This window comes from Methylobacterium sp. 17Sr1-1 (assembly GCF_003173775.1).
Taxonomy (GTDB): Bacteria; Pseudomonadota; Alphaproteobacteria; order Rhizobiales; family Beijerinckiaceae; genus Methylobacterium.
The window spans coordinates 1,606,025-1,628,612 of the sequence record NZ_CP029552.1; the positions used below are offsets into that span (position 1 = coordinate 1,606,025).

Below are 22,588 nucleotides of genomic sequence, written 5' to 3' on the forward strand. Positions count from 1 at the left end.
TCGTCCGGGAAAGGGCGAGAGTCACGAGAACCGATCTGCCCCGCGGATCGGCTTTTGGCTATGTTGAGTGTAGCGGACCCAGGGTGAACGCGATCACCGCTGCCCGAAGCTCGCTTCCTTGAACAGATCCTTCAGGTGGTGAGGCTGCGAGCGCCAGTACTGCTTCGGCGCCCGGACCTGGGCCCCCAGTTCGGCGGCGGCGTGCCAGGGCCAACGCGGGTCGTACAGCATCGCGCGGGCGAGCGAGACCGCATCCGCCTTGCCCTCCGCCAGGATGCCTTCCGCCTGGCGCGGCTCGGTGATGAGGCCGACCGCGATGGTGACGAGGTCGGTCGCCGCCCGCACCCGCTCGGCGAAGGGCACCTGGTAGCCGGGCCCGATCGCGATCTTCTGCCGGGGCGAGACGCCGCCGGTCGAGACGTGGATGGCCGCGGCCCCCCGCGCCTTCAGGCCTTCGGCGAAGGCGATGGTCTGCTCGACCTCCCACCCCTCCTCGACCCAGTCCGTCGCCGAGACCCGGGCCCAGACCGGCTGGCCGGCGGGAAACACCTCGCGCACCGCCTCGAACACCTCGAGGGGGAAGCGCATCCGGTTCTCCAGGCTGCCGCCATAGGCGTCGGTCCGCTGGTTCGACAGCGGCGACAGGAACTGGTGCAGCAGGTAGCCGTGCGCCGCGTGGATCTCCGCCGCCTCGATGCCGAGGCGGACGGCCCGCCGGGCGGTCGCTGCGAACCCGTCGCGGATGCGCTTCATGTCCTCGCGGTCGAGGGCGCGGGGCGCCACCTCGCCCTCGGCATGGGCGAGCGCCGACGGCGCCTCGGTGAGCCAGCCGCGGGGCGAATCCGGCGCCACCTGGTGGCCGCCGCGCCACGGCGGCTCGCTCGAGGCCTTGCGGCCGGCATGCGCGATCTGGATGCAGACCGGCACCGGCGCGTAGTCCCGCACCGCGTCCAGAACCTTCGCCAGGGCCCGCTCGGTCCCGTCGTCCCACAGGCCGAGATCGCCGTAGGTGATCCGCGCCTCCGGCGACACGGCGGTGGCCTCCAGGGTCAGGAGCCCGGCGCCCGACAGCGCGAGCTGGCCGAGATGCATCATGTGCCAGTCGGACGCCTCGCCGTCGCGGGCCGAGTACTGGCACATCGGCGCGACGATGATGCGGTTCTCCAGCGCGAGGCCGTCGAGGTGCAGGGGCTGGAACAGGAGGGGAGAGCTCATACGGGTACTCCGGTGCAGGATGGCCGCCAGGGTACCGCCAATGTGGCGTGGGGCCGCGGCCCCGGCCAGCGCGGGCGATGCAGGGCGCCTGCGCGCCGCCGGCGCGGCGCGGCGTGCGCTGGCGCACCGCGAACGCCGGCCGCGGGCCCGAACCGGAGAGGCGCGCCTACCAGCCGCGGCCGAGGCTCACGGCGATCCGGCTCGGGCGCGTCTCGACCAGGGCCGCGGTCAGGGCGTTGAGGGCCCGGGTCGCCGCGCCGCGTGTCGCCGCCAGCGACCGGCGCGGCAGGCCGTCGGCCTGGGCCAGCCGCTCGCCCGCGCCCAGAAGGCGCTCGACGAGGCGCAGGACCTTCGGGTCGGTCTCGGTCAGCGCGCAGATGTCGGACAGGGCGCTGCGCAGGGCGTGCATCGTTTCGCGCACCTCGGGGCCTTGCCCCAGGCTGGCCGCCAGATCGGCGAGGCGGAGCTCGATCCTGTCGCGCAGCGCCCTGAGGGGCAGCGGCACCTCGTCCGCGACCGCGATCGCACCGTCGCGTGAGGGACGCTGGATGCCGTGGGTATCCGAACCGAGCATGGCGAGTTCTCTAGTCAGATCGACTGTGAGCGCTTGGCCTTGTCATCATGGCAATTCTATGAAATTTTTGCAAGTGCTTGAATCGTCATAGAAACCCGAGCATATCAAGATGCCTGCTCTGACCTTGAGTACGCGACCTGTGAACCGGACCGACGAAACATCTGGTTGTATCGAACCGCTGCGTCGGTGCGGTCCGCGCAGCATCGTCGACCTGCTGGACTCCTTGACGTTACTTGCAAATCTCCACTCCGGACACAGTGGCAGCGAAAAATCATTCGCTCCGATCGTTAGTAAGACTAAATTCCAATTATCTATTTAACAAAAATTAAAAATCGTGTTTTCAGGCCCTGCAATGAAAACAACTTTTGGTTGAGATCATGGTACTGTCTCCCTCCTCCAGCCGAATCGAACGATGCCCCTGAGATCAGTCTTCGGCGATCCGTCCGGCACAGCCAGCGAACAAATCCTGTCGGTGCTTCGCGCCGTGCGCCGCCATCTGGCGATGGATGTCGGCTTCATCTCGGAATTCGTCGCGGGCGATCGGGTCTTCCGCTTCTCGGATGCCGGGGCGGCGCACAACCCGGTGGTCGTCGGCACCCACGCCCCGCTCGAGCAGAGCTTCTGCTACTACGTCGCCAAGGGCCTGATGCCCGGCCTGATGCAGGACGCGGCCGAGGATCCGGTGGCGGCGCAGCTGACGGCCACCCGCGAGATGCCGGTCGGGGCGCATCTGAGCGTCCCGCTGCGCCACGCCGACGGCGAGACCTACGGGACGGTGTGCTGCTTCAGCTTCACGCCGGACCGGAGCCTCACGACCCGGGACCTCGCCACCCTGCGCCTCTGCGCGGAGGTCGTCGAATCCATCCTGTGGAAGTCCCGCGACGCGGCGCGCGAGCGGGAGGCGAAGCGCCGGCGCATCGCCGGGGTGATCGCGGCCGAGGCCGTCGAGATGGTGTTCCAGCCGATCTACCGCACGGCCGATGGCGGCCTGGCCGCCTTCGAGGCCCTGGCGCGCTTCCCGCCGAGCCTGGGCGCTCATCCTGCGACGCGCTCGAATCCTGCGAGAGAGCGTCCCGCGAGCGAGGGCCCCGATGTCTGGTTCGCGGATGCCGCCGAGGTCGGCCTGGGCGAGGAGCTGGAATTCCTCGCCATGCGCAAGGCCCTGCGCGCGCTGCCCGCCCTGGCGCCCGGGATCAGGCTGTCGCTCAACCTGTCGCCGGCCGGCCTCGCCTCGCCGCGTCTCGCCGAGGCGATGGCGGGCGCGGCCCTCGACCGGGTGGTGATCGAGCTGACCGAGCACGCTGCGGTCGCCTCCTACGAGGACCTGCGCGCGGTGCTGGAGCCGTATCGGCGCCGGGGCCTGAGCCTCGCCATCGACGATGTCGGGGCCGGCCACGCGACGCTCCGGCACGTCCTCGATCTCGGCCCCGAATTCATCAAGCTCGACATGAGCCTGATCCGGAGCATCGACGCGCATTCCGGCCGCCGGGCGCTGGCCGAGGCGCTGACGGGATACGGCCGGCGCATCGGCTGCGAGATCGTCGCCGAGGGCGTGGAGACCGAGGCCGAGTATGCGGTGCTCAAGGGGCTCGGCGTGACGCGGGTGCAGGGCTTCCTGACCGGCCGGCCGATGCCGCTCGAGGCGGCGGCGGCGCTGCCGTTGTCCGCCGCGGGGACGTGGGAGCGATCCTCTGTCGGATGACCGCCCCTATCCCAGCCCCCGCTCCCGCAACGCCCCGCCGATCTCCTCGAGTACCGCCGGGTCCTCGATGGTCGGCGGCATCGCCCACACCTCTCCGTCGGCGATCTTCTTCATCGTGCCGCGCAGGATTTTTCCCGATCGGGTCTTCGGCAGCCGCCCGACCGTGAGCGCGAGGCGGAAGGCCGCGACCGGGCCGATGCGCTCGCGCACGAGCGCCACCAATTCGCGCTCGATCACGTCCGGCGCCTGCGCGGCGCCGGCCTTCAGCACGACGAAGCCGCAGGGCGCCTCGCCCTTGAGGGCGTCGCGGATGCCGATCACCGCGCATTCGGCGACGGCGGGGTGGGAGGCCAGCACCTCCTCCATCCCGCCGGTCGAGAGGCGGTGGCCGGCGACGTTGATGATGTCGTCGGTCCGGCCCATCACCGAGACGTAGCCGTCGGGGTCGAGGAAGCCGGCATCCGAGGTGTTGTAGTAGCCTGGATAGGCCGTGAGGTAGCTCTCGCGGAAGCGCTCGTCCTGCCGCCACAGGGTCGGCAGGGCGCCGGGGGGCAGCGGCAATTTGATCGCGATCGTCCCCATCGTGTCGGGGGGCAGCGGCTTGCCGGATTCGTCGAGCACCTGCACGTCCCAGCCCGGCATCGGCACCGTCGGGCTGCCGTGCTTGACCGGGAGTGCCCCGAGCCCGACCGGATTGGCGGCGATCGGCCAGCCGGTCTCGGTCTGCCACCAATGGTCGATCACCGGCACACCGAGAATCCGCTCCGCCCACGCGACGGTGTCGGGATCGGCCCGCTCGCCGGCGAGGAACAGGGTGCGGAAGCGCGAGAGGTCGTGGCCCTGCATGAGCTTGGCCTCCGGGTCCTCCTTCTTCACCGCGCGCAAAGCCGTCGGCGCCGTGAACAGGGCGACCGCCCCGGTCTCGGCGATGACGCGCCAGAACGCGCCGGCATCCGGCGTGCCGACCGGCTTGCCCTCGTAGAGCACCGTGGTGCAGCCGTGCAGGAGCGGCCCGTAGACGATGTAGGAATGGCCCACCACCCAGCCGACGTCGGAGGCGCACCAGTAGGTCTCGCCGGGGGCGACGCCGTAGAGGTTCGGCATCGACCAGGCCAGCGCCACGAGGTAGCCGCCGGTGTCGCGCACCACCCCCTTCGGCTTGCCGGTGGTGCCCGAGGTGTAGAGCACGTAGAGCGGATCGGTGGCGGCGACCGGCACGCACGACGCGGCGCGGCCCGCCGCCTTGGCGGCCGCGACCGCCTCCGCCCAGTCGCGGTCGCGCCCCCCGGTCATCGCGGCGGGACCTTGCGGCCGCTGCAGGATCAGGCAGGCCTCCGGCGTGTGGGACGAGAGGCGGCAGGCCTCGTCGAGGAGCGGCTTGTAGGCGACGACCCGCGCCGGCTCGATGCCGCAGGAGGCGGCGAGCACCACCTTCGGGGCGGCGTCCTCGATGCGGGCGGCGAGCTCCCGGGCGGCGAAGCCCCCGAACACCACCGAGTGCACGGCGCCGATGCGGGCGCAGGCCAGCATGCCGAACAGGGCTTCCGGCACCATCGGCATGTAGAGCACCACCCGGTCGCCGCGCGCGACGCCGAGATCCTGCAGCACGGCGGCGAGCGCCGCGACCTCGCTCAACAGCTCCGCGTAGGTGATCCGGCGCTTCGTCCCGGTGACGGGGGACTCGTAGAGGATCGCCGCCTGGTCGCCCCGCCCGGCCGCGACGTGGCGGTCGACGGCGTTGTGGCAGGCATTGACCTCCGCCCCGACGAACCAGCGGCCGTAGGCGCCCTCCTCGGGGGCGAAAACCCGGGTGGCGGGCGTCACCCAGTCGATCGCCGCGGCGGCCTCCGCCCAGAAGGCCTCCGGGTCGCGCTGCCAGGCGGCGTAGGTGTCCCGGTAGCGGCTCGGTCCCGGCATGGCGTCCCTCTCCTGATCCGCCATCGGCCGGCGGTTCCGCCGATTGTCCAGGACAAGGCGGCGGCGGGCAAGATGGCGCCGCCCCGAGCGGCCGGACCGTCGTGATCGCGGTGCGCCGCCGCGGCGGGCGGGGTCGCGAGACGGCGCAGGCCTTCGGGCATCGCGGCGCGGCGGTGACGATCGCCGAGCACGGCCCCCGGCTCGCCGCCGGCGAGGATCCGGACGTCGCCGCCATCGGGGAGGTGTTTTCGCGGGACGGCATCGCGCCTGCCCTCGGGGCCGACATCGCCCAGGTGACCGCGCGCTCGGGCGACTCGGTCGCGATCGAGCGCGCGGACGGGCGCCGCTTCACCGGCTCCGGCCGTCTCGTCATCGCCATCGGCGCGCGCTTTATCGCCCCCTGTCCCGGACGACTGAAGCGTCAGCGGAAGGAGATCCGGGATCCAGGGGAGAAGCGCCGCGGAGCGGCTCCGTATGCTGCACCGCTTCAGGCACAAGGACGCTTCGCGGCTTCTTATGCTGGATCCCGGATCTCCTTCCACTTCGTTTCAGTCGTCCGGGAAAGGGGAAGAGCTTGAAATGGATGGCCATAGCCCTGTCCCGCACGATGGCCGGTCGCTCTCGCATACCCTGCGGACCGCACGACACCGCTCGCAAGAAAACCCCACGACAGGACACCATTCGAGACACGCACAAGACGATCGCCGGCACCTGATCCACCCGCCCCAGCCGGCAAACGACAGGCCCCCGCACCATCAAGATCACACTTGGAACTGATGTAAAGTGTAACGATCCCTGATCTTGTGTCCAAGGTCACGCTTGCCCCCGAAATCGTTTCGTGCAGACTGCGGCGCACGCCAGACACGATGCATGGACGGACGCCGACCTGCCGCATGAGCCTGACGACTGCACAGATCCTCGACCTCGCCCCCGATGCCGCGAGCCGCAAGGCCGGGCAGGATCAGGCCAAGCCGGCGAAATGGAGCGGCCTCGGCCGGGCGGGATCGGTGATCTGGGGCGAGATCAAGGGCAGCGGCGCCACGCCCTACCGCACCGTCGCCGACCTCGCCGGGCCGGCCTCGAAATGCACCTGCCCGAGCCGGAAGTTTCCCTGCAAGCACGGCCTCGGCCTGATGCTGGTCGATGCGAGTTCAGCCCTGCCCGAGGCCGAGCCGCCGGACTGGGTCGCGGCCTGGGCGAAGGGGCGCGAGAGCCGCGCCGCCGCGGCCGAGACCAAGGCCACCGCGCCGGCCAAGCCCGTCGACGAGAAGGCGCAGGCCAGGCGCCGGCAGGCCCGCGAGGACAAGGTCGCGGCCGCCCTCGACGAGCTGGATCTCTGGCTGCGCGACCTGATGCGCCGCGGGCTGGCCGCCGCCCGCACCGAACCCTATGCCTTCTGGGACCGCATGGCCGGCCGCCTCGTCGACGGCCAGGCCCCCGGCCTCGCCCGCCGGGTGCGCGCCCTGCCGGGGCTGGTCGCGGCCGCACCCCAGGCGGGCGGCGCCCGGCCGGAAGCCGCCCTGGGCCTCGCCCTCGGGCGCATCGCGCTCCTCGCCCGCGCCGCCCGCCGGCTCGACGCCCTGGCGCCGGAGGTTGCGGCGGGCGTGCGCGCCGCGCTCGGCTATCCCGTCACCGCCGAGGAGATGGCGCTCCGGCCGGACCAACTCGACGACTGGGCGGTGCTCGCCCACGCGGTCGAGGAGGAGAACCGGCTCACCGCCCGCTCGGTCTGGCTCGTCGGCCGCCGCTCCGGCGCCCTGGCGCAGGTCATCGATTACGGGACCGCCGGCTCGCCCCTGCCGCCGGCCCCCGCCGCCGGCCAGGACTTTTGCGGGGCGCTCGCCTTCCAGCCCGGCGACCCGCCCCTGCGGGCGGTATTCCGTGACGGCCGCGCCGGCCCGGCGATGGAGCCCGGCCTGCCCGGGGCCGGCAGCGTCGCGGCGGCGCGGGACGCCTTCGCCTTGGTCCTCGCCCGCGCGCCCTGGACCGAGCGCTGGCCGGTGCGCCTCGCGGGGGTGCGGCTCGGCCGGTTGCCGGCTGCGGGCGGCGCGGTCGCCTTCGCGGCCGGCGACGCGACCGGCTGCCTGCCGTTGCGCGGCGACCCGCGCCTGCCGAGCCTGCTCGCGGTCGCGGGCGGGCGCCCGATCGACCTGTTCGGCCTGCATGACGGCTACGGCCTCTCGCCCCTGGCGCTCGCGACCGGGGGGCGCCTCTACGCGATGCCCGCCGAGGCGTCGCAGGCGGTCCTCCTACAGGTGGCGTGAGGCGAGCGACCCGACCATGACGGACACGACCGACCTCGCCGCCGACGGCTGGGAGCCGATCCTCGCCGCCGCGCTCCTCGGCGCCGAGCGCGCGCCGCCCGCCCTGCCCGGCCCCCTCGCGGACCTCGTGACGCAGGCCGATCCCGGCAGCGCCCTCGACCCTGGCAGCGCCCTCGATCCTGGCAGCGCCCTCTTGGCGCGCCTCACCCTACACGGCACCCACCACCTCGCCGGGCTCGACCTCGCGCCCGACGCGATGGAGCCGATCGCGCCGCGGGAGCCGGCCGGCCCCGAATGCCCGCCCGCCGCCGCGACCCGGCTCTACGCCCTCCTCACCGGCGGCTACCCCGCCCGCGAGCGCCTGCGCGAGTGGTTCGATCTCGCGGCCGAGGCGGGGATGCGCCCGCCCGCCTGGCTGCATCAGGCCCTGATGCGCCACGCCGAGCACCTGCCGGAGACGGCCCACGCCGTCGCCGGCGCCGAACTCGACTGGCTCGCCAGCGCCTGCGGCGAGGCCAAGGCCGCGGAACCGGACGCCGACGACTGGACCGAGGGCCCCCTGGCCGCGCGCCGCGCCGCCTTCGCGGCGTTCCGGGCCCGCGACCCGGAGGGCGCGCGGGTCGCGCTGGAGGCGATCTTCCGCAAGGAGAAGGCCGATCTCCGCGAGTCCCTGGTCGGCGCCCTGTGGACCGGGCTCTCTTCCGCCGACGAGCCCTTCCTCGAAGCCTGCCTCGACGACCGGGCCGGGGGCGTGCGCCAGGCCGCGCAGCGCCTGCTGCCGCGTCTCCCGGGCTCGCTCTACGCCTCGCGCATGGCGGTGCGGGCGACCACCGCGCTCGTCATCGCGAGCAAGAGCCGCCTGTTGCGGAGCGCGACGCACGAACTGATCGTGACCCTGCCGGAGGAATCCCCCACCCTCGCCCGCGACGGCGTCGAGCCCCATGCCTGGGAGCGGCGCGGCGGCGGCGTCCGGGCCGGGCTCCTGCGGGACATCCTGGCGCGCGCGCCGCTCCACGCCTTCGCGGCGCATCCGCCGCGGCTCTGGCTCGAACTGGCCCTGCGCAGCGAATGGGCCGAGCCGATCGTCCAGGGGCTGTTCTCGGGCATCGCGCGCGAGGGCGATACGGCTTGGGCGAGGGACATCGTCGATCTCCTGGCCGAGGCCTACGAGGGCAAGGTATCGGGCCTGCGCCGCAGCAACGAGCTCCTCGGCCGCTGGGTCCAGGCCCTCGACCTCCTGCCCGGGCCCGAATGGGAGGCACGGGTGACCGAGCTGATCCGCGCCCGCAAGATCGAGGTGGTGCTGGCGGTGCTGGCGAAAGGCCCGGATGCCTTCTCCGAGCGGTTCAGCGCCGCGCTGATGGACTGGCTCGCCTTCGTCACCCGCGGCTCCGAGAGCCTGCGGCACGACCTGGCGAAGCCGTGGGTGATCGCGCGCCTCGGCGAGCGGCTGTGGCCGGGCGAGGACATCGCCGCCGCCGCCGCGGCTCTCGCCGCACGGCTGCCGGAGGACGAGGGGAACGACCGCCTGCGCCAGCAGGTCGCCGGCCTCGCCGAGACGCTGGAGCTGCGTCTGGCGATCCGGCGCGAATTCGAGACCCGTTGATTCGAGACCCGTCGAGGAGACAGCCCGAGGATGACGTCGACCAGAGCCGCACAACTCCGTCAGGCCGCCGAGGACGCCTTCGCCGAGGAGATCGCCGCCCTGCGCCAGGCCGACGACCGGCCGCGCCCGCCGAACTGGCAGATGTCGCCGCAGGCCGTCGTCACCTACCTGATGGGCGGCACGCTGGCCTCCGGGCAGACGATCACCCCGAAATACATCGGCGACCGGCGCCTGATGGAGGTCGCGGTGGCGACGCTCGCCACCGACCGGGCGCTCCTGCTCCTCGGCGTGCCCGGCACCGCCAAGAGCTGGGTCAGCGAGCACCTGGCGGCGGCGATCTGCGGCACCTCGCGGCTGATCGTCCAGGGCACCGCCGGCACCAGCGAGGAGGCGATCCGCTACGGCTGGAACTACGCGCTGCTGCTCGCCAAGGGGCCGAGCCGCGAGGCGGTGGTCGCCTCGCCGGTGATGCGGGCGATGGACGAGGGCCGCATCGCCCGGGTCGAGGAGCTGACCCGCATCCCCTCGGAGACGCAGGACAGCTTCATCACCGTCCTGTCGGAAAAAACCCTGCCGATCCCCGAGCTGAACGAGGAGGTGGCGGCTCGACGAGGCTTCAACCTCATCGCGACGGCGAACAACCGGGATCGCGGCGTCAACGAATTGTCGAGCGCCCTCAAGCGCCGCTTCAACACCGTGGTGCTGCCCCCGCCCGCGACGATCGAGGCGGAGATCGCCATCGTCGAGACCCGGGTTGCCTCGCTCGGCCGCGCCTTCGAGATCCCGGCCGAGCCGCCGGGCGCCGACCAGATCCGCCGCGTCGTCACGATCTTTCGTGAATTGCGCGAGGGCGTGACGGTGGACGGCAAGAGCAAGGTCAAGCAGCCCTCGGGCACGCTCTCGACGGCGGAGGCCATCAGCGTCGTCGGCAGCGGGCTGGCGCTCGCCGCGCATTTCGGCGACGGCCGCCTCTCGGCGGGCGACCTCGTCTCGGGCATCTCCGGCGCGGTGGTGAAGGACCCGGTGCAGGACGCGATCGTCTGGCGCGAATACCTCGAGACCGTGGTCAAGGAGCGCGACGGCTGGAAGGACTTTTACAAGGCCGCCCGCGCGAGCGCGTGACCTGAAGCGATGCCCGACATCCGCCTCTTCGGCATCCGCCATCACGGCCCCGGCTCGGCCCGCTCGCTCCGGGCGGCTTTGGCCGATTTCGCGCCCGACTGCCTCCTGATCGAGGGACCGCCGGATGCCGACGCGCTGATCCCCCTCGTCGCCCACGCGGCGATGACGCCGCCGGTGGCGCTCCTCGTCTACCGGCCCGACCGGCCGCGCGACTGCGCGTTCTTCCCCTTCGCGGCCTTCTCGCCCGAATGGGTGGCGATGCGCCACGGCCTCTCGGCAGGGGCGGCGATCCGCTTCATCGACCTGCCGCACGCGATCCAGCTCGCCGACGGCTTCGGCGCGGGATCCGAGCCGCCGGAGGGCGCACCGATCGACGGCGATCTGGTCGCCGAGGCCGCGGCGGAGCCGGGCGAAGACTCGTCGATGGACGCTCCGGCCCCGGCCGCGATCCGCCGCGACCCCCTGGGCGAGCTCGCCGCCGCCGCCGGCTACCCGGACGGCGAGCGCTGGTGGGACGCCCTGGTGGAGAGCCGCGCGGGCGCCGACGGCGACGTGTTCGCGGCGATCTCGGAGGCGATGGGCGCCCTGCGCGACGTGCCCGATCCCGACCCGGAGGACGCACTCCGCGAGGAGGTCCGCGAGGCCCATATGCGGGCGGCGATCCGCAAGGCCGCCAAGGAGGACTTTTCGCGGATCGCCGTGATCTGCGGCGCCTGGCACGTGCCGGCGCTGGCGCGCCACGACGCCAAGGGCCAGGCCTCCGCCGACACCGCGACGCTCAAGGGGCTGCCGAAGACCAAGGTCGCGGCCGCCTGGGCGCCGTGGTCCTACGAGCGGCTGGCGACCGCCTCCGGCTACCGCGCCGGGGTGCTCTCGCCCGAATGGTACGACACGCTGTGGCACCACGAGGAGCGGGTCGCCGCCCGCTGGCTCGCCCGCGCCGCCGCGCTCCTGCGCGAGGAAGACCTCGACGCCTCTCCCGCTTCGGTGATCGAGGCGGCGCGCCTCGCCGAGGCGCTGGCGGCGTTCCGCGGCCGCGCCCGCCCCTCCCTCGACGACCTCGACGAGGCGGTGCAGGCGACGCTCTGCTTCGCCGATCCGGCGCCGATGGGGCTGATTCGCGCCAAGCTCGTCATCGGCGAGCGCCTCGGCGCCACCCCGCCCGACAGTCCCGGCACGCCGGTGGAGGCGGATTTCGAGGCGCAATGCAGGCGCCTGCGCCTGAAGCCCGGGGCGGCCGCCGGCGACCTCGTCCTCGACCTGCGCAAGGAGACGGATCTCGCCCGCAGCCACTTCCTCAACCGGCTGGCGCTGATCGGCGTGCCCTGGGGCACGCGGCGCGAGGCGCGCGGGCGCGGCACCTTCAAGGAGGCGTGGTTCCTCGCCTGGCAACCGGACTGGGTGGTGGAGCTGGTGGCGGCCTCGGCCGAGGGCGGCACCGTCGCGGAAGCCGCCGCCTCCCGGGTGAGGACCCGGGCCCGGGGGGCGCAGCGCGTCGCCGAATTGTCGGGCCTGATCGGCACCCTCCTCGACGCCGACCTGCCCGAGGCGACCGCCCAGGTGGTCCGCGCCCTCGACGACCGCGCCGCGGTCTCGGCCGACGTGTTCGACCTCATGGACGCCCTGCCGGCCCTCGCCGATCTCGCCCGCTACGGCTCGGTGCGCTCCTCCGACACCGCGCCGGTGCTCGCCCTGGTGCGGGGCCTGGTGCCGCGCGCCGCCGCCGGCCTCGTCGCCGCCTGCCAGAGCCTCGACGAGGATGCCGCCAAAGCGGCGAAGCAGCGCATCGTCGCCGTCTCGGGCGCGGTCGCGCTGCTCGAGGATCCGGAGCTGAAGGCGACCTGGCAGGAGGCCCTGCGGGCGCTTGCCGACCAGGACCACGTCCACGGCCGCGTCGTCGGCCGCGCCGTGCGCCTGTTGTTCGACGAGCGCGCCATCGACGCGGAGGAGGCCGGCACGCGCCTGCGCCTCGCCCTGTCGCGGGCGGCGGGCGCGGTACCGGCCGCCGCCTGGATCGAGGGTTTTCTGGAAGAGAGCGGCACCGTCCTGATCCACGGCCAGGGCCTGCTCGGCATCGTCGACGCGTGGCTCGCCGGCCTCGACGAAGATCTGTTCACCGAGTTGCTGCCGCTGGTGCGCCGCACCTTCGCGACCCTCGCCCCGGCCGAGCGCCGGGCGGTCGGCGAGGCCCTGGCCCGCCCGGGCGGCACGGCCCCCGGGGCGGAGGGGCCGGAGGGCTTCGATGCCCGCCGCGCCGCCTGCGTGCTGCCGATCCTGCGCCTGCTGCTCGGGCCCGCAACGACTGGAGACGCCGCATGAGCGAGACGGACCGCCTGCGCCGCTGGCGCCTCGTCCTCGGCGGGGGCGCGGCGGAGGGGACCGGCTGCGCCTTGGGCGAGCGCGACCAGCGCCTCGACCGGGCGCTGGGCGCCCTCTACGATTCCGACCGCAAGGGGGGCTTGGGGGCCTCCGCCCCCTCCGTGCCGCGCTGGCTCGGCGACATCCGCGACTATTTCCCGGCCTCGGTCGTGCAGGTGATGCAGCGCGACGCCTTCGAGCGCCTCGACCTCAAGCGGATGCTGACCGAGCCGGAGATGCTGGAGGCGCTCCAGCCCGACGTGACCCTCGTCTCGACCCTGATCTCGATGCGCGGCCTGCTCGGCGGGCGCACGAAGGAGACCGCGCGCCTCGTCGTGCGCAAGGTGGTGGACGCGCTCATGAAGCGGCTGGAGGAGCCGCTGCGCCAGGCGGTCGCCGGCGCGATCGACCGCGCCAGCATCAACCGCCGCCCGCGCCACGCCGAGATCGACTGGCACCGCACCATCCGGGCGAACCTGCGCCACTACCAGGCCGAGTACCGCACCATCATCCCGGAGACCCGGCTGGGCCACGGCCGCAAGAGCCGCGGCTCGCTGAAGGACGTGATCCTGTGCATCGACCAGTCCGGCTCGATGGCGAATTCCGTGGTCTATTCCAGCATCTTCGGGGCGGTGATGGCCTCCCTGCCCGCGGTCTCGACGCGGCTCGTGGTGTTCGACACCCAGGTCGTCGACCTCACCGACGAGATGGACGATCCGGTCGAGGTCCTGTTCTCGGTCCAGCTCGGCGGCGGCACCGACATCAACCGGGCGATCGGCTACTGCGCCTCCCGCATCACCCGGCCCGAGGACACGGTGCTGGTGCTGATCTCCGACCTCTACGAGGGCGGGGTCGAGGCCGGATTGCTGGCGCAGGCGCAGCGCCTCGTCGCGGCCGGGGTGCAGGTGGTGGCGCTGCTCGCGCTCTCTGACGAGGGCGCGCCGGCCTACGACCGGGCGCTGGCCGCCCGCCTCGCCGGCCTCGGCGTCCCCGCCTTCGCCTGCACGCCCGACCTGTTCCCCGACATGATGGCGGCGGCGATCCGCAAGCAGGATCTCGGGGCGTGGGCGGCGGGGGCCGGGATCGCGGCGGTGCCGGCGGTCGGGGGTGACGGGGTGGCGTAGCCCCCCGTCCCGGATGGTGTCCCTGCGCGCACCCGTCCCGGCCGCGCGCAGGCACGGTCGCCGCGGGTCAGCGGATGCCGCCGCTGGCGGTGATCACCTCGCCGGTCAGCCAGCGCGCGTCGTCGGAGGCGAGGAACGCGACCACGCCGGCGATGTCGTCGGGCTGGCCGGCGCGGCCGAGGGGCGTCTGCGCGACGAGGCCGGCTTCCATGTCGGACCCGACGACCCCGGCCGCATGCGTGCCCTCGGTCACCACGAAGCCCGGGCTGACCACGTTCACGCGGATCTTGCGGGGGGCCAGCTCGTTGGCGAGCACGCCCGAGACGGCGTTCACCGCCCCCTTGGTGCCCGCATAGACCGCGGCCGCCGGCGTATGCACGTGCGTGATCGCCGAGGAGATGTTCACGATGCTGCCGCCCTCGCCGAGGTGCTTGACCGCCGCCTGCGTCGTCAGCAGGACGCCGAGCACGTTGGTGTCGAACTGGCGGCGGTAATGCTCCTCGGTCACCTCCTCGATCGCCGCGAATTCGTACACGCCGGAATTGTTGACCAGCACGTCGAGGCGGCCGAACTGCGCCACGGCCGCCTCGATCAGGCCCTGCGCCCCGGACGCCTTGGTCACGTCGCCCTGGACGGCCACGGCCCGGCCGCCGGCCGACGTGATGGCCGCGACGACGGCGTCGGCGCCGGCCCGGCTCGATGCGTAGTTCACCACCACGGCGGCGCCCTCCCGTGCCAGGGCCTTGGCGATGCCGGCACCGATGCCCTTCGACGCGCCGGTGACGACGGCGACCTTACCCTCAAGCTTCGGCATGTGTGCTACTCTCGGTGACGGGCCGGCTCCGGGATGGAGGGCCGGTCCCATAGTTCGGAACTTCGGAACTATGGGACCGGAGTTCAAGACCCCATATGGACGGATCATGAGACCCCTGTTCCATCCCGCCATCGAGGACGTGCGGCCGGAGGCGATCCTGCACGCCCTCGCCGACCCGAACCGCGCCGCCATCTTCGCCAGGATCATGCGGGCGGGCTGCGTCGAGGCCTGCTCGGCCCTGTCGGCCGTCGGGGACCGGGTGATCCCGAAATCCTCGCTGTCCAACCACTTCAAGGTGCTGCGCGAAGCCGGGTTGATCCGCAGCGAGCGCCACGGCGTCGAGGTGCGCAACCACTCCCGCTGGGCCGAGGTGGAAGCGCGCTTTCCCGGCCTGCTCGTCGGGATCATCAACGCCTACGCGTCGCAGGCCGGCCCGGATTCGCGCGCCGCGGAGGCGGCCGGTCCGCGATAGGGGTCGCACCGACCTCCCTTCTCCCGGCACGCGCCGGTCCCGCAACGGCGACCGGCCACCCGCGGGCATCCGTCCCCCCGATCGGGCCGATGAGGTGCAAGCTCCTGCCGGCTTTCCATCGAGAATGGACACGCCGCGTGGGAGTGCCGGATAAGAATTCTATCGTACCCTTCGCCGTTTCCAGAAAAAATACTTCCAAATCTCGCGGCACACCAAGAACATCATTTCAGTTGACGCCCGGCGGCGACAAGATCAGATTTCGTCATCCAAAGACATCGCGACTTCTTCGAGATGAAAGCTCGGAGCCGCAGGCGCGGTTCGCCCAGGAAGGCTGACGATCATGATCCCGTGCCACCCGCCCCGGCGGATCCGTACCGGCACCGCCCGGACATGACGGTCCAGCCACGCCGGCTCAGGCCCGCGGACCGGGACCCGCTCGCACTCGCAAGAGCCCTCGCCCCCGCCCTCGCCCCCCTCGCCGCCGCCGACGACCGTGAGGGGCGGTTCGCCCATGCGAGCCTCGCGGCGATCCGGGAGGCGGGGCTCGCCGCCCTGACGGTGCCGGAGAGCCAAGGCGGCCTCGGCGCCGGGCTCGCACTCGCCAGCGCCGTCATCGGGACGCTGGCCGAGGCCGATCCGGCGGCGAGCCTCGTCCTGGCCATGCAGGCCGTCCACCACGCGAGCCTCGCCCGGGCCGGGTGGCCCGACAGCGTCGCGGCGCGGCTGCAGCAGGCGGCGACCCGCGAGGGCGCCTTCGTCAACGCGCTGCGGGTCGAGCCCGCCCTCGGCTCCCCCGCCCGCGGCGGCTTGCCGGAGACGGTGGCGCGGCGGGTGCCGGAGGGCTGGCGGGTCACCGGCCGCAAGATCTACTCGACCGGCGCGCCGATCCTCGCCTTCGGGCTGGTCTGGGCCCGCACCGACGAGGCCGAGCCCCGGACCGGGATCGTGGTCGTGCCGATGGCGGCACCGGGGGTGCGGATCGAGGAGACCTGGGACCATCTCGGCCTGCGGGCGAGCGGCAGCCACGACGTCGTCCTCGATGGGGTCCTGGTGCCGGAGGACCATGCCGTCGACTGGCGCCCGCCCGCCGCCTGGGCCGCGCCCGACGCGACGACGCTCGCCTGGAACACCACGTTGCTCGCCAGCCTCTACGACGGCGTCGCCCGCGCGGCGCAAGCTTGGCTCCGCGCCCACCTGACCGAGCGCGCGCCCGCCAATCTCGGGGCGCCGCTGGCGAGCCTGCCGCGGTTTCAGGAAGCGGTCGGCGAGGGCGAGCGCCTGCTCGCCGTCAACAGGCGGCTCCTCGCCGGCGCCGCCGCCGAGACGGATGCGGGCTCGCCGCCCTCGGCCACCGAGAGCGGGCTCGTCAAGCTCACCGTCACCGAGAACGCGATCCAGGTGGTGCAGGGCGCGGTCGCGCTCGTGGGCAATCCCGGCCTCTCGCGACAGAACCCGCTCGAACGGCACCTGCGCGACGTGCTCTGCGCGCGCATCCACACGCCCCAGGGCGACGCGGTCCGGCTGGCCGCCGGGCGCGCGGCGCTCGCCGCCCGACAGGAGAATTCTTGATGCAGGACGTGCACTTCATCGGCTTCGTCGCGGCCCAGTACGGGTCGGAGATCCACGCGCCCACCGGGCCGGTCGTCGACCGCGCCTATCTGCGGGCCTCGGCGCAGGCGCACGAGCATGGCGGCTTCGACCGGGTGCTGATCGCCTTCCACTCGACCGCGCCCGACAGCGTCGCGCTCGCGCAATACGTCGCCTCGGTCACCGAGCGGATCGGCCTGATGATCGCGCACCGGCCGGGCTTCCAGGCGCCGACCGTGGCGGCGCGCCAGCTCGCCACCCTCGACCAGCTCACCGACGGGCGCGCCGCCGTCCACATCATCACCGGCGGCAACGACGCCGAGCTGGCGCAGGACGGCGACGCCCTGACCAAGGACGAGCGCTACGCCCGCACCAGCGAGTATCTCGACATCGTCAAGGCGTCCTGGACCAGCCCGAGCCCGTTCGACTACGAGGGGCGCCACTACCGCGTCGCCAAGGGGTTCGCGGCGGTCAAGCCGGTGCAGCAGCCGCACCTGCCGGTCTATTTCGGCGGCTCCTCGGAGGCCGCGATCGCGGTGGCGGGAAAGCACGCCGACACCTACGCCCTGTGGGGCGAGACCCAGGCGCAGGTGCGCGAGACGATCGCCCGGGTGCGCGCCGCCGCCCGCGCCCACGGGCGCGAAGACAAGATCCGCTTCAGCCTGTCGTTCCGGCCGATCCTGGCCGCGACCGAGGACGCCGCCTGGGCCCGGGCGGAGGAGATTCTTCGACGCACCAAGGCCCTGCGCGCCGCCCGCGGCCTTGGCCCCGCGGCGGTGCCGCCGAACGAGGGCTCGCGCCGCCTGCTCGCCGCGGCCGCGAAGGGCGACCGGCTCGACGGCCGGCTCTACACGGCGATTGCCGCCGAGACCGGGGCGCAGGGCAATTCCACGGCCCTCGTCGGCACGCCCGAGCAGGTCGCCGAGGCGCTGCACGAGTACCACGCGCTCGGCGTCACGACCTTCCTGATCCGCGGCTTCGATCCGTTGGAGGACGCGGTGCAGTACGGGCGCGAGTTGATCCCGGCCTTCCGGCGCCTGGCTGGCGCGTCCCGCCGTCCGGCCGCCGCGTGAGAGCCGCCATGCGCCCCCTTCTCGCTCTCCTCGCCCTTCTCCTCGCCGCCCTCCCCGCCCGGGCCGAGACCGTCCTGCGCGTCGGCGACCAGAAGGGCGGCTCGCGCGCCCTGATGGAGGCGGCGGGCGTCCTCGACGGCCTGCCCTACCGGCTCGAATGGCGCGAATTCCCGGCCGCCGCGCCGCTGCTCGAAGCGCTCAATGCCGGGGCGATCGACACCGGCATCGCCGGCGACGCGCCGTTCACCTTCGCGGCCGCGGCCGGCGCGCCGATCAAGGCGATCTTCGCCATCCGCCAGAACCAGGCCGGCCTCGCGGTGCTGGTGCCGCCGGATTCGCCGGTGAAGACGTTTGCGGATCTCAAGGGCAAGCGCATCGCCACCGGGCGCGGCTCGATCGGCCACCAGCTCGTCCTCGCCCAAGCCGAAGCGGCCGGCTGGACGCCCAGCGACGTCGCGCCGACCTTCCTCCTGCCCGCCGACGCCCAGATGGCGCTGACCTCCGGCTCCGTCGACGCGTGGTCGACCTGGGAGCCCTACACCTCGCAACTCGAGATCTCAGGGAGGGCCCGCATCGTCGCCGACGGGCGCGGGCTGACCCCGGGCCTGAGCTTCCAGGTCGCCCGCGACGACGCCATCGCGGAGAAGCGCGCGGCCCTGGAGGATTTCGTGCGGCGGCTCGCCCGGGCGCGGGTCTGGGGCACGGCGAAGCCCGAGGCCTTCGCCAAGCGCTGGTCGGCCCTGATCGGCCTGCCGGAAGCGGTGCCGCTGGCCTGGTTCCGCCGGGCCGACATCCGCCCGGTTCCGATCGACGACACGGTGATCGCCGACGAGCAGCGCGTCGCCGACCTCTATCACCGGGCCGGGCTGATCCCGCGGCGGCTCGCGGCGGGGGGCGTGTTCGACGCCTCGTTCAACGACGCCGCCAGGGCCGGGGCCGCGGCGGCGACGCAGTAGGCCAAGGCGCATTAGGCCAAGGCGCAGTAGGCCAGGCGGCTCAAGGCCGGTCAGCCGTAGCGCCGCGCCGCCTCCACCGTCAGCCCGAGGCCGACCGAACCGAAGGTGTCGCCCTCGACCACCCGGGCCTCCGGTGCCGCCGCCAGGATGGCGGCGCGCACCGGCGCGAGGCGGGTCGAGCCGCCGGTGAGGAAGAGCGCGTCGATGGCGGACGGCGCCACGCCTGCGTCGCGCAGGCAGCGGCCGATGCAGGCACCGATGCGCCGGGCGAGGTCGGCCGAGTGCCGGGCGAGGTCCGGGCGGTCGATCTCGGCGGCGAGGCCCGGCTCGACCCAGCCGAGGGGCAGGCCGACCCGCTCGACCTCCGACAGGGCGATCTTGGCGTCCTCGACCTCCATCGCCAGCGTGTGGCCGCGCTCGGCCTCGATCACCGCGGCGAGGCGGTCGATCAGCTCGGGCCTAGCCACGTCGCGGCGCAGGGAGCGCAACTCGCGCAGGGTCTTGCCGTCGTAGAGCCGGTTGATCTGCGACCAGGTGGCGAGATCGTGGTAATAGGCCGAGGGCACGTCGAGGCCGGGGCGGCGCATCGGGCTGCCGAGGCCGAAGAGCGGCATCACCTCGCCGACGCTGAGCGTGCGGTCGAAATCGGTGCCGCCGATGCGCACGCCGTCATTGGCCAGGATGTCGCCGGCGCGCTCCACCGCCCGGTGGCGCTCCGGGCTCAGGCGCACCACGGAGAAGTCCGAGGTGCCGCCGCCGATATCGGCGATCAGCGCCACCTCCTCGCGGTCGAGCCCGCGCTCGTAGTCGAGCGCCGCGGCGATCGGCTCGTACTGGAACGACACCTCGGTGAAGCCGACCTCCCGGGCGATGCCGGCGAGCGCGTCCTCGGCCCGGCGGTCGCCCTCCGGATCGCCGTCGACGAAGTGGACCGGGCGGCCGTGGACCACCTGCGTCAGGGGCCCGCCGGCCTGATCCTCCGCCCGCGCCTTCACGGCGCTCAGATAGCGGGCGATCACCGTCCGGAACGACAGCCGCCGGCGCCCGACCGGGGTGGTCTCGTCGAGGAGGGACGAGCCGAGCACCGATTTCAGGCTGCGCATCAGCCGCCCGGGCTGGCCCTCGACATAGGCGTTCATGGCAGCCCGGCCGACCGCCTCGTCGCCGACCGGCGGGAAGAAGATCGCGCTCGGGATCGTGACCGCCTCTCCTTCCAGCCGCGCCAGCGCGAGCCCGCCGGCCCCGGTCAGGCCGAGGGTGGTGTTCGAGGTGCCGAAATCGAGGCCGCAGGCCGCCATGCCGAATCTCTGCCGGTGCCGAGAGGGAGGGCGCGCGACCTAGCGGGTTCCGCCGCCGCGGTCCAGCCCGGACACGGATGTCCGCGTCTGTCGTTGCGGAACAATGCGCCGTCTCGGCGGTTCGTCTGACCTGAGCAGTCGTTGAACTGCAAGAGACGAGGAGCTTCCCATGAGCAGCACCACCGACAAGATCAAGGGTCTCGCCAACGAGGCGGTCGGCAACATCAAGCAGGGCATCGGCAGCGCCACCGGCAACGAGAAGCTGCAGGCCGAGGGCAAGGCCCAGGAGCTGAAGGGCGAGGCCCAGAAGACCACCGGCGACGTCAAGGATGGCATCAAGAATGCCGCCGACACGGTGAAGAGCAAGCTCTGATCGCGGCGCGGGCCGGCCTCGCGCCGGCTCGACCCCTTGGACGATCGGGCCGGTTTCCCGCGATGCTCGCGGGGAGCCGGCCTTTCGTTTGAGCGACGCTTGTTTCGATCACCCGGAGAAGGAGGCCACGATGAACAGGGACCAGTTCGAGGGCGGGATGCGCCACCTCAAGGGCCGCGGCCAGACCGCGCTCGGCGCCGTCACCGGCCGCGCCCGGCCGCAGGTGGAGGGCGCGCTCAACCAGGTCGTCGGCGGCGCCCAGTACGCCTATGGCCGCGGCCGCGAAGTCGCCGAGGACCTGTCGCAGGACGGCCGGGCGCTCGCCGGCGAGATCGAGAAGCGCGGCCGGCACGCCTACGCGCGCGGCCGCGAGGTCTACGGCGAGGCGCGCCACCGTGGCGGCAAGGCCCTGCACCGCGCCGAATCGCACCCGACCGAGACGCTGCTGGCCGTCGCCGGCCTCGCCTTCGCGGCGGGCTGGCTGCTGAAGGGCCGCCGCTGAGGCGGGGCGTGCCGCCGCGGTCACGCGGCGGCCGGGTTGTTGCCGGCGTGCCGCAGCGGCCACGCGGCGGCCGGGTTGTTGCCGGCGTGCCGCTGCGGTCACGCGGCGGCCGGGTTGTTGCACTGCATCGAAGGGAGGCGGGCTTCGGTCTCGCCTCCGGGTCGCTTATGGTCTAGCTTGGCCTCAACCCCGCGCCAGCCGAACGACCCGATGACCCAGAGCCAGCCCCCCGGCCTTCCGAAGACCGCCCCGGCCCTGCCCCAATCGGTGCAGGAGCATCTGGGCGAGCGGCTGCGCGCGCATTACGCGGCGGTCGAGGTGGAGGCGGCGCCCGCCGCCTTCGCGGATCTGCTCAGCCGGCTGGATCTGGCGCTGGCCGCCCACGGCGCGCCGAAGCAGGACCGCTTCCGCGAGGACCTGCTCGCGGCGGCGCCCGCCCTGCGCCGCTTCGCCCTGACGCTCACCGCCAACCCGGCCCGGGCCGACGACCTGGTGCAGGACACGATGCTGAAGGCCTGGCAGAACCGCGACCGGTTCGAGGCCGGCACCAATCTCAGCGCCTGGCTGTTCACGATCATGCGCAACGCCTTCTACTCGGAGCATCGCAAGCGCTCGCGCGAGGTCGAGGATGGCGAGGGCACGTACTCGGCCCGCCTGACCTCCGCCCCGAACCAGGGCGATCGCCTCGACGTGCAGGACCTCCAGGCCGCGCTCAACAAGCTGGTGGCCGAGCAGCGCGAGGCCCTGATGCTGGTCGCGGTCGGCGACCTGTCCTACGAGGATGCCGCGGTGCTGATGCAGTGCAAGGTCGGCACGGTGAAGAGCCGGGTCTGCCGCGCCCGCGACAAGCTGGCGGAACTCCTGGGCTATTCCGGCGGCGAGCTCGGGGCCGACCGGCTCACGCGCTCGGTGATGGGGCATGCCGGCGCGATAGCGCTCGACAGCTGATCCGCCCGCGCGGTCCGCGCCGACCGCCACGATCTCCTGGCGCTCTTTCTCCGCACGCTCGCGCAGGGTCGAGCGCGGCGGATTTTCGCGCGGCCTCCGCTCGAAGCGACCGGCCGGACACCGGATGACGGGCCGGGCCACCTCGGACATCGCGGCGTTGCGTCCTGTGGACCGGCCCTCCGGCATGCCGGGCCGTCCTGCCGCGGGACGCTGTCGGATAATGGCCGCCGCGGTCGCGACCGGGTCGTCCCGCGACGGGTGGAGATCGGGGAAAAGTCCGCAGCGACCCGGCGAGGCCGGACGATCGGGGCGCAACGCCCGTGCAGTTCCCGGATCGACCAGAGAGCGTATCGGATCCTCACCGGTCCAGGCGTGCCGTCCTCATCACTTAGAGTAAGTCGAGGAGACGTTCCGTCACGGCACGGCACTGTGCCGCAGCGAAGGCCGGCCGCGCATCACGAATGATGGGGGACGATCAGATCGTGCCCGGCGAACTGGGAATGATCAATATTCTCCCGCTGGGGAAATCGCTTCGGTACATTTCATCCCTTCAGTCGAGATGGTGAAAGTTGATCGACTACAGGTTGTCTGGGAGAAATTTTGATCTAACCCTAGGTCGTTGGACCGATAAAATTTTCTTGACGGAAGAAAATAGCGTAATATCTTGCCGACAACCTAGAATT

General features: G+C 72.9%; 19 protein-coding genes. 14 read left to right on the plus strand and 5 right to left on the minus strand.

The features are described from left to right. Positions 1-93: 93 nt before the first annotated feature. Positions 94-1,215 carry an NADH:flavin oxidoreductase/NADH oxidase gene (locus DK412_RS07185; RefSeq protein WP_109971388.1) on the minus strand — a complete coding sequence of 374 codons (1,122 nt, stop codon included), beginning with the start codon at positions 1,213-1,215 and terminating at the stop codon, positions 94-96. Between the two features lie 166 nt (positions 1,216-1,381). Beyond that, complete coding sequence (locus DK412_RS07190; RefSeq protein WP_109971389.1) at positions 1,382-1,789, minus strand: hypothetical protein; 408 nt, start codon at positions 1,787-1,789, stop codon at positions 1,382-1,384. A gap of 412 nt (positions 1,790-2,201) precedes the next feature. On the opposite strand from DK412_RS07190, the gene DK412_RS07195 reads away from it, so the two are divergent. Next, the gene (locus DK412_RS07195) at positions 2,202-3,491 is read left to right on the plus strand and encodes an EAL domain-containing protein (protein WP_109971390.1); all 1,290 of its coding nucleotides are present in this window, start codon (positions 2,202-2,204) and stop codon (positions 3,489-3,491) included. Between the two features lie 6 nt (positions 3,492-3,497). Here DK412_RS07195 and DK412_RS07200 read toward each other — a convergent pair whose 3' ends face one another. Further along, positions 3,498-5,408 (minus strand): propionyl-CoA synthetase, encoded by a 1,911-nt coding sequence (locus DK412_RS07200; protein WP_109971391.1) that lies wholly within the window; start codon positions 5,406-5,408, stop codon positions 3,498-3,500. 101 nt (positions 5,409-5,509) lie between these two features. Between DK412_RS07200 and DK412_RS07205 the strand changes: the two genes are divergently transcribed. The 6 genes from DK412_RS07205 to DK412_RS07230 all read left to right on the plus strand — a co-directional run bounded on the left by DK412_RS07205 (position 5,510) and on the right by DK412_RS07230 (position 13,882). Continuing rightward, a complete protein-coding gene (locus tag DK412_RS07205; protein WP_109971392.1) occupies positions 5,510-5,986 on the plus strand; it encodes a hypothetical protein in 477 nt (158 codons plus the stop codon). Positions 5,987-6,301: 315 nt separating this feature from the next. Continuing rightward, positions 6,302-7,672 carry an SWIM zinc finger family protein gene (locus tag DK412_RS07210; protein ID WP_109971393.1) on the plus strand — a complete coding sequence of 457 codons (1,371 nt, stop codon included), beginning with the start codon at positions 6,302-6,304 and terminating at the stop codon, positions 7,670-7,672. A 16-nt stretch (positions 7,673-7,688) separates the two neighbouring features. After that, positions 7,689-9,278: a DUF5691 domain-containing protein gene (locus tag DK412_RS07215; protein WP_109971394.1), complete on the plus strand. Its 1,590-nt coding sequence runs from the start codon at positions 7,689-7,691 to the stop codon at positions 9,276-9,278. Between the two features lie 30 nt (positions 9,279-9,308). Then, positions 9,309-10,400: an AAA family ATPase gene (locus DK412_RS07220; protein ID WP_109971395.1), complete on the plus strand. Its 1,092-nt coding sequence runs from the start codon at positions 9,309-9,311 to the stop codon at positions 10,398-10,400. 9 nt (positions 10,401-10,409) lie between these two features. Next, positions 10,410-12,719, plus strand: a complete 2,310-nt coding sequence (locus tag DK412_RS07225; protein WP_109971396.1) for a DUF5682 family protein — start codon at positions 10,410-10,412, stop codon at positions 12,717-12,719. After that, complete coding sequence (locus DK412_RS07230) at positions 12,716-13,882, plus strand: VWA domain-containing protein (RefSeq protein WP_109971397.1); 1,167 nt, start codon at positions 12,716-12,718, stop codon at positions 13,880-13,882. Before DK412_RS07225 ends, DK412_RS07230 begins: the two co-directional genes overlap by 4 nt. Before the next feature lie 67 nt (positions 13,883-13,949). On the opposite strand, the gene DK412_RS07235 is transcribed toward DK412_RS07230, so the two are convergent. Further along, positions 13,950-14,696, minus strand: a complete 747-nt coding sequence (locus tag DK412_RS07235) for a glucose 1-dehydrogenase (protein WP_109971398.1) — start codon at positions 14,694-14,696, stop codon at positions 13,950-13,952. Between the two features lie 106 nt (positions 14,697-14,802). Between DK412_RS07235 and DK412_RS07240 the strand changes: the two genes are divergently transcribed. The 4 genes from DK412_RS07240 (at position 14,803) to DK412_RS07255 (ending at position 18,784) form a co-directional block, all read left to right on the plus strand. Continuing rightward, entirely contained in the window at positions 14,803-15,168 is a 366-nt protein-coding gene (locus DK412_RS07240) for a helix-turn-helix domain-containing protein (protein WP_109971399.1), read from the plus strand. A gap of 390 nt (positions 15,169-15,558) precedes the next feature. Beyond that, positions 15,559-16,737 (plus strand): acyl-CoA dehydrogenase family protein, encoded by a 1,179-nt coding sequence (locus tag DK412_RS07245; protein ID WP_109971400.1) that lies wholly within the window; start codon positions 15,559-15,561, stop codon positions 16,735-16,737. Beyond that, the gene (locus DK412_RS07250) at positions 16,737-17,828 is read left to right on the plus strand and encodes an LLM class flavin-dependent oxidoreductase (RefSeq protein ID WP_109971401.1); all 1,092 of its coding nucleotides are present in this window, start codon (positions 16,737-16,739) and stop codon (positions 17,826-17,828) included. Before DK412_RS07245 ends, DK412_RS07250 begins: the two co-directional genes overlap by 1 nt. 8 nt (positions 17,829-17,836) lie before the next feature. After that, positions 17,837-18,784 (plus strand): ABC transporter substrate-binding protein, encoded by a 948-nt coding sequence (locus tag DK412_RS07255; protein WP_109971402.1) that lies wholly within the window; start codon positions 17,837-17,839, stop codon positions 18,782-18,784. 50 nt (positions 18,785-18,834) lie between these two features. Here DK412_RS07255 and DK412_RS07260 read toward each other — a convergent pair whose 3' ends face one another. Continuing rightward, on the minus strand, positions 18,835-20,082 hold the full coding sequence (locus DK412_RS07260) for an Hsp70 family protein (RefSeq protein WP_109971403.1): 1,248 nt from the start codon (positions 20,080-20,082) through the stop codon (positions 18,835-18,837). 169 nt (positions 20,083-20,251) lie between these two features. On the opposite strand from DK412_RS07260, the gene DK412_RS07265 reads away from it, so the two are divergent. From DK412_RS07265 to DK412_RS07275, 3 genes are all read left to right on the plus strand, one after another. Next, positions 20,252-20,455 (plus strand): CsbD family protein, encoded by a 204-nt coding sequence (locus DK412_RS07265; protein WP_048451122.1) that lies wholly within the window; start codon positions 20,252-20,254, stop codon positions 20,453-20,455. 130 nt (positions 20,456-20,585) lie between these two features. Beyond that, positions 20,586-20,957 carry a CsbD family protein gene (locus tag DK412_RS07270; protein WP_109971404.1) on the plus strand — a complete coding sequence of 124 codons (372 nt, stop codon included), beginning with the start codon at positions 20,586-20,588 and terminating at the stop codon, positions 20,955-20,957. Between the two features lie 210 nt (positions 20,958-21,167). Then, positions 21,168-21,905 carry a NepR family anti-sigma factor gene (locus DK412_RS07275; protein WP_109971405.1) on the plus strand — a complete coding sequence of 246 codons (738 nt, stop codon included), beginning with the start codon at positions 21,168-21,170 and terminating at the stop codon, positions 21,903-21,905. Positions 21,906-22,588 lie beyond the last annotated feature (683 nt).

What these genes read in the sequence shown, in the direction of transcription:
- DK412_RS07185 (WP_109971388.1), bottom strand. Translation starts at nt 1,215, where the DNA reads ATGAGCTCTCCCCTCCTGTTCCAGCCCCTGCACCTCGACGGCCTCGCG.
- DK412_RS07255 (WP_109971402.1), top strand. Translation starts at nt 17,837, where the DNA reads ATGCGCCCCCTTCTCGCTCTCCTCGCCCTTCTCCTCGCCGCCCTCCCC.
- DK412_RS07270 (WP_109971404.1), top strand. Translation starts at nt 20,586, where the DNA reads ATGAACAGGGACCAGTTCGAGGGCGGGATGCGCCACCTCAAGGGCCGC.
- DK412_RS07235 (WP_109971398.1), bottom strand. Translation starts at nt 14,696, where the DNA reads ATGCCGAAGCTTGAGGGTAAGGTCGCCGTCGTCACCGGCGCGTCGAAG.
- DK412_RS07260 (WP_109971403.1), bottom strand. Translation starts at nt 20,082, where the DNA reads ATGGCGGCCTGCGGCCTCGATTTCGGCACCTCGAACACCACCCTCGGC.
- DK412_RS07215 (WP_109971394.1), top strand. Translation starts at nt 7,689, where the DNA reads ATGACGGACACGACCGACCTCGCCGCCGACGGCTGGGAGCCGATCCTC.
- DK412_RS07240 (WP_109971399.1), top strand. Translation starts at nt 14,803, where the DNA reads ATGAGACCCCTGTTCCATCCCGCCATCGAGGACGTGCGGCCGGAGGCG.
- DK412_RS07190 (WP_109971389.1), bottom strand. Translation starts at nt 1,789, where the DNA reads ATGCTCGGTTCGGATACCCACGGCATCCAGCGTCCCTCACGCGACGGT.
- DK412_RS07245 (WP_109971400.1), top strand. Translation starts at nt 15,559, where the DNA reads ATGACGGTCCAGCCACGCCGGCTCAGGCCCGCGGACCGGGACCCGCTC.
- DK412_RS07230 (WP_109971397.1), top strand. Translation starts at nt 12,716, where the DNA reads ATGAGCGAGACGGACCGCCTGCGCCGCTGGCGCCTCGTCCTCGGCGGG.
- DK412_RS07220 (WP_109971395.1), top strand. Translation starts at nt 9,309, where the DNA reads ATGACGTCGACCAGAGCCGCACAACTCCGTCAGGCCGCCGAGGACGCC.
- DK412_RS07265 (WP_048451122.1), top strand. Translation starts at nt 20,252, where the DNA reads ATGAGCAGCACCACCGACAAGATCAAGGGTCTCGCCAACGAGGCGGTC.
- DK412_RS07250 (WP_109971401.1), top strand. Translation starts at nt 16,737, where the DNA reads ATGCAGGACGTGCACTTCATCGGCTTCGTCGCGGCCCAGTACGGGTCG.
- DK412_RS07200 (WP_109971391.1), bottom strand. Translation starts at nt 5,408, where the DNA reads ATGCCGGGACCGAGCCGCTACCGGGACACCTACGCCGCCTGGCAGCGC.
- DK412_RS07195 (WP_109971390.1), top strand. Translation starts at nt 2,202, where the DNA reads ATGCCCCTGAGATCAGTCTTCGGCGATCCGTCCGGCACAGCCAGCGAA.
- DK412_RS07225 (WP_109971396.1), top strand. Translation starts at nt 10,410, where the DNA reads ATGCCCGACATCCGCCTCTTCGGCATCCGCCATCACGGCCCCGGCTCG.
- DK412_RS07275 (WP_109971405.1), top strand. Translation starts at nt 21,168, where the DNA reads ATGACCCAGAGCCAGCCCCCCGGCCTTCCGAAGACCGCCCCGGCCCTG.
- DK412_RS07210 (WP_109971393.1), top strand. Translation starts at nt 6,302, where the DNA reads ATGAGCCTGACGACTGCACAGATCCTCGACCTCGCCCCCGATGCCGCG.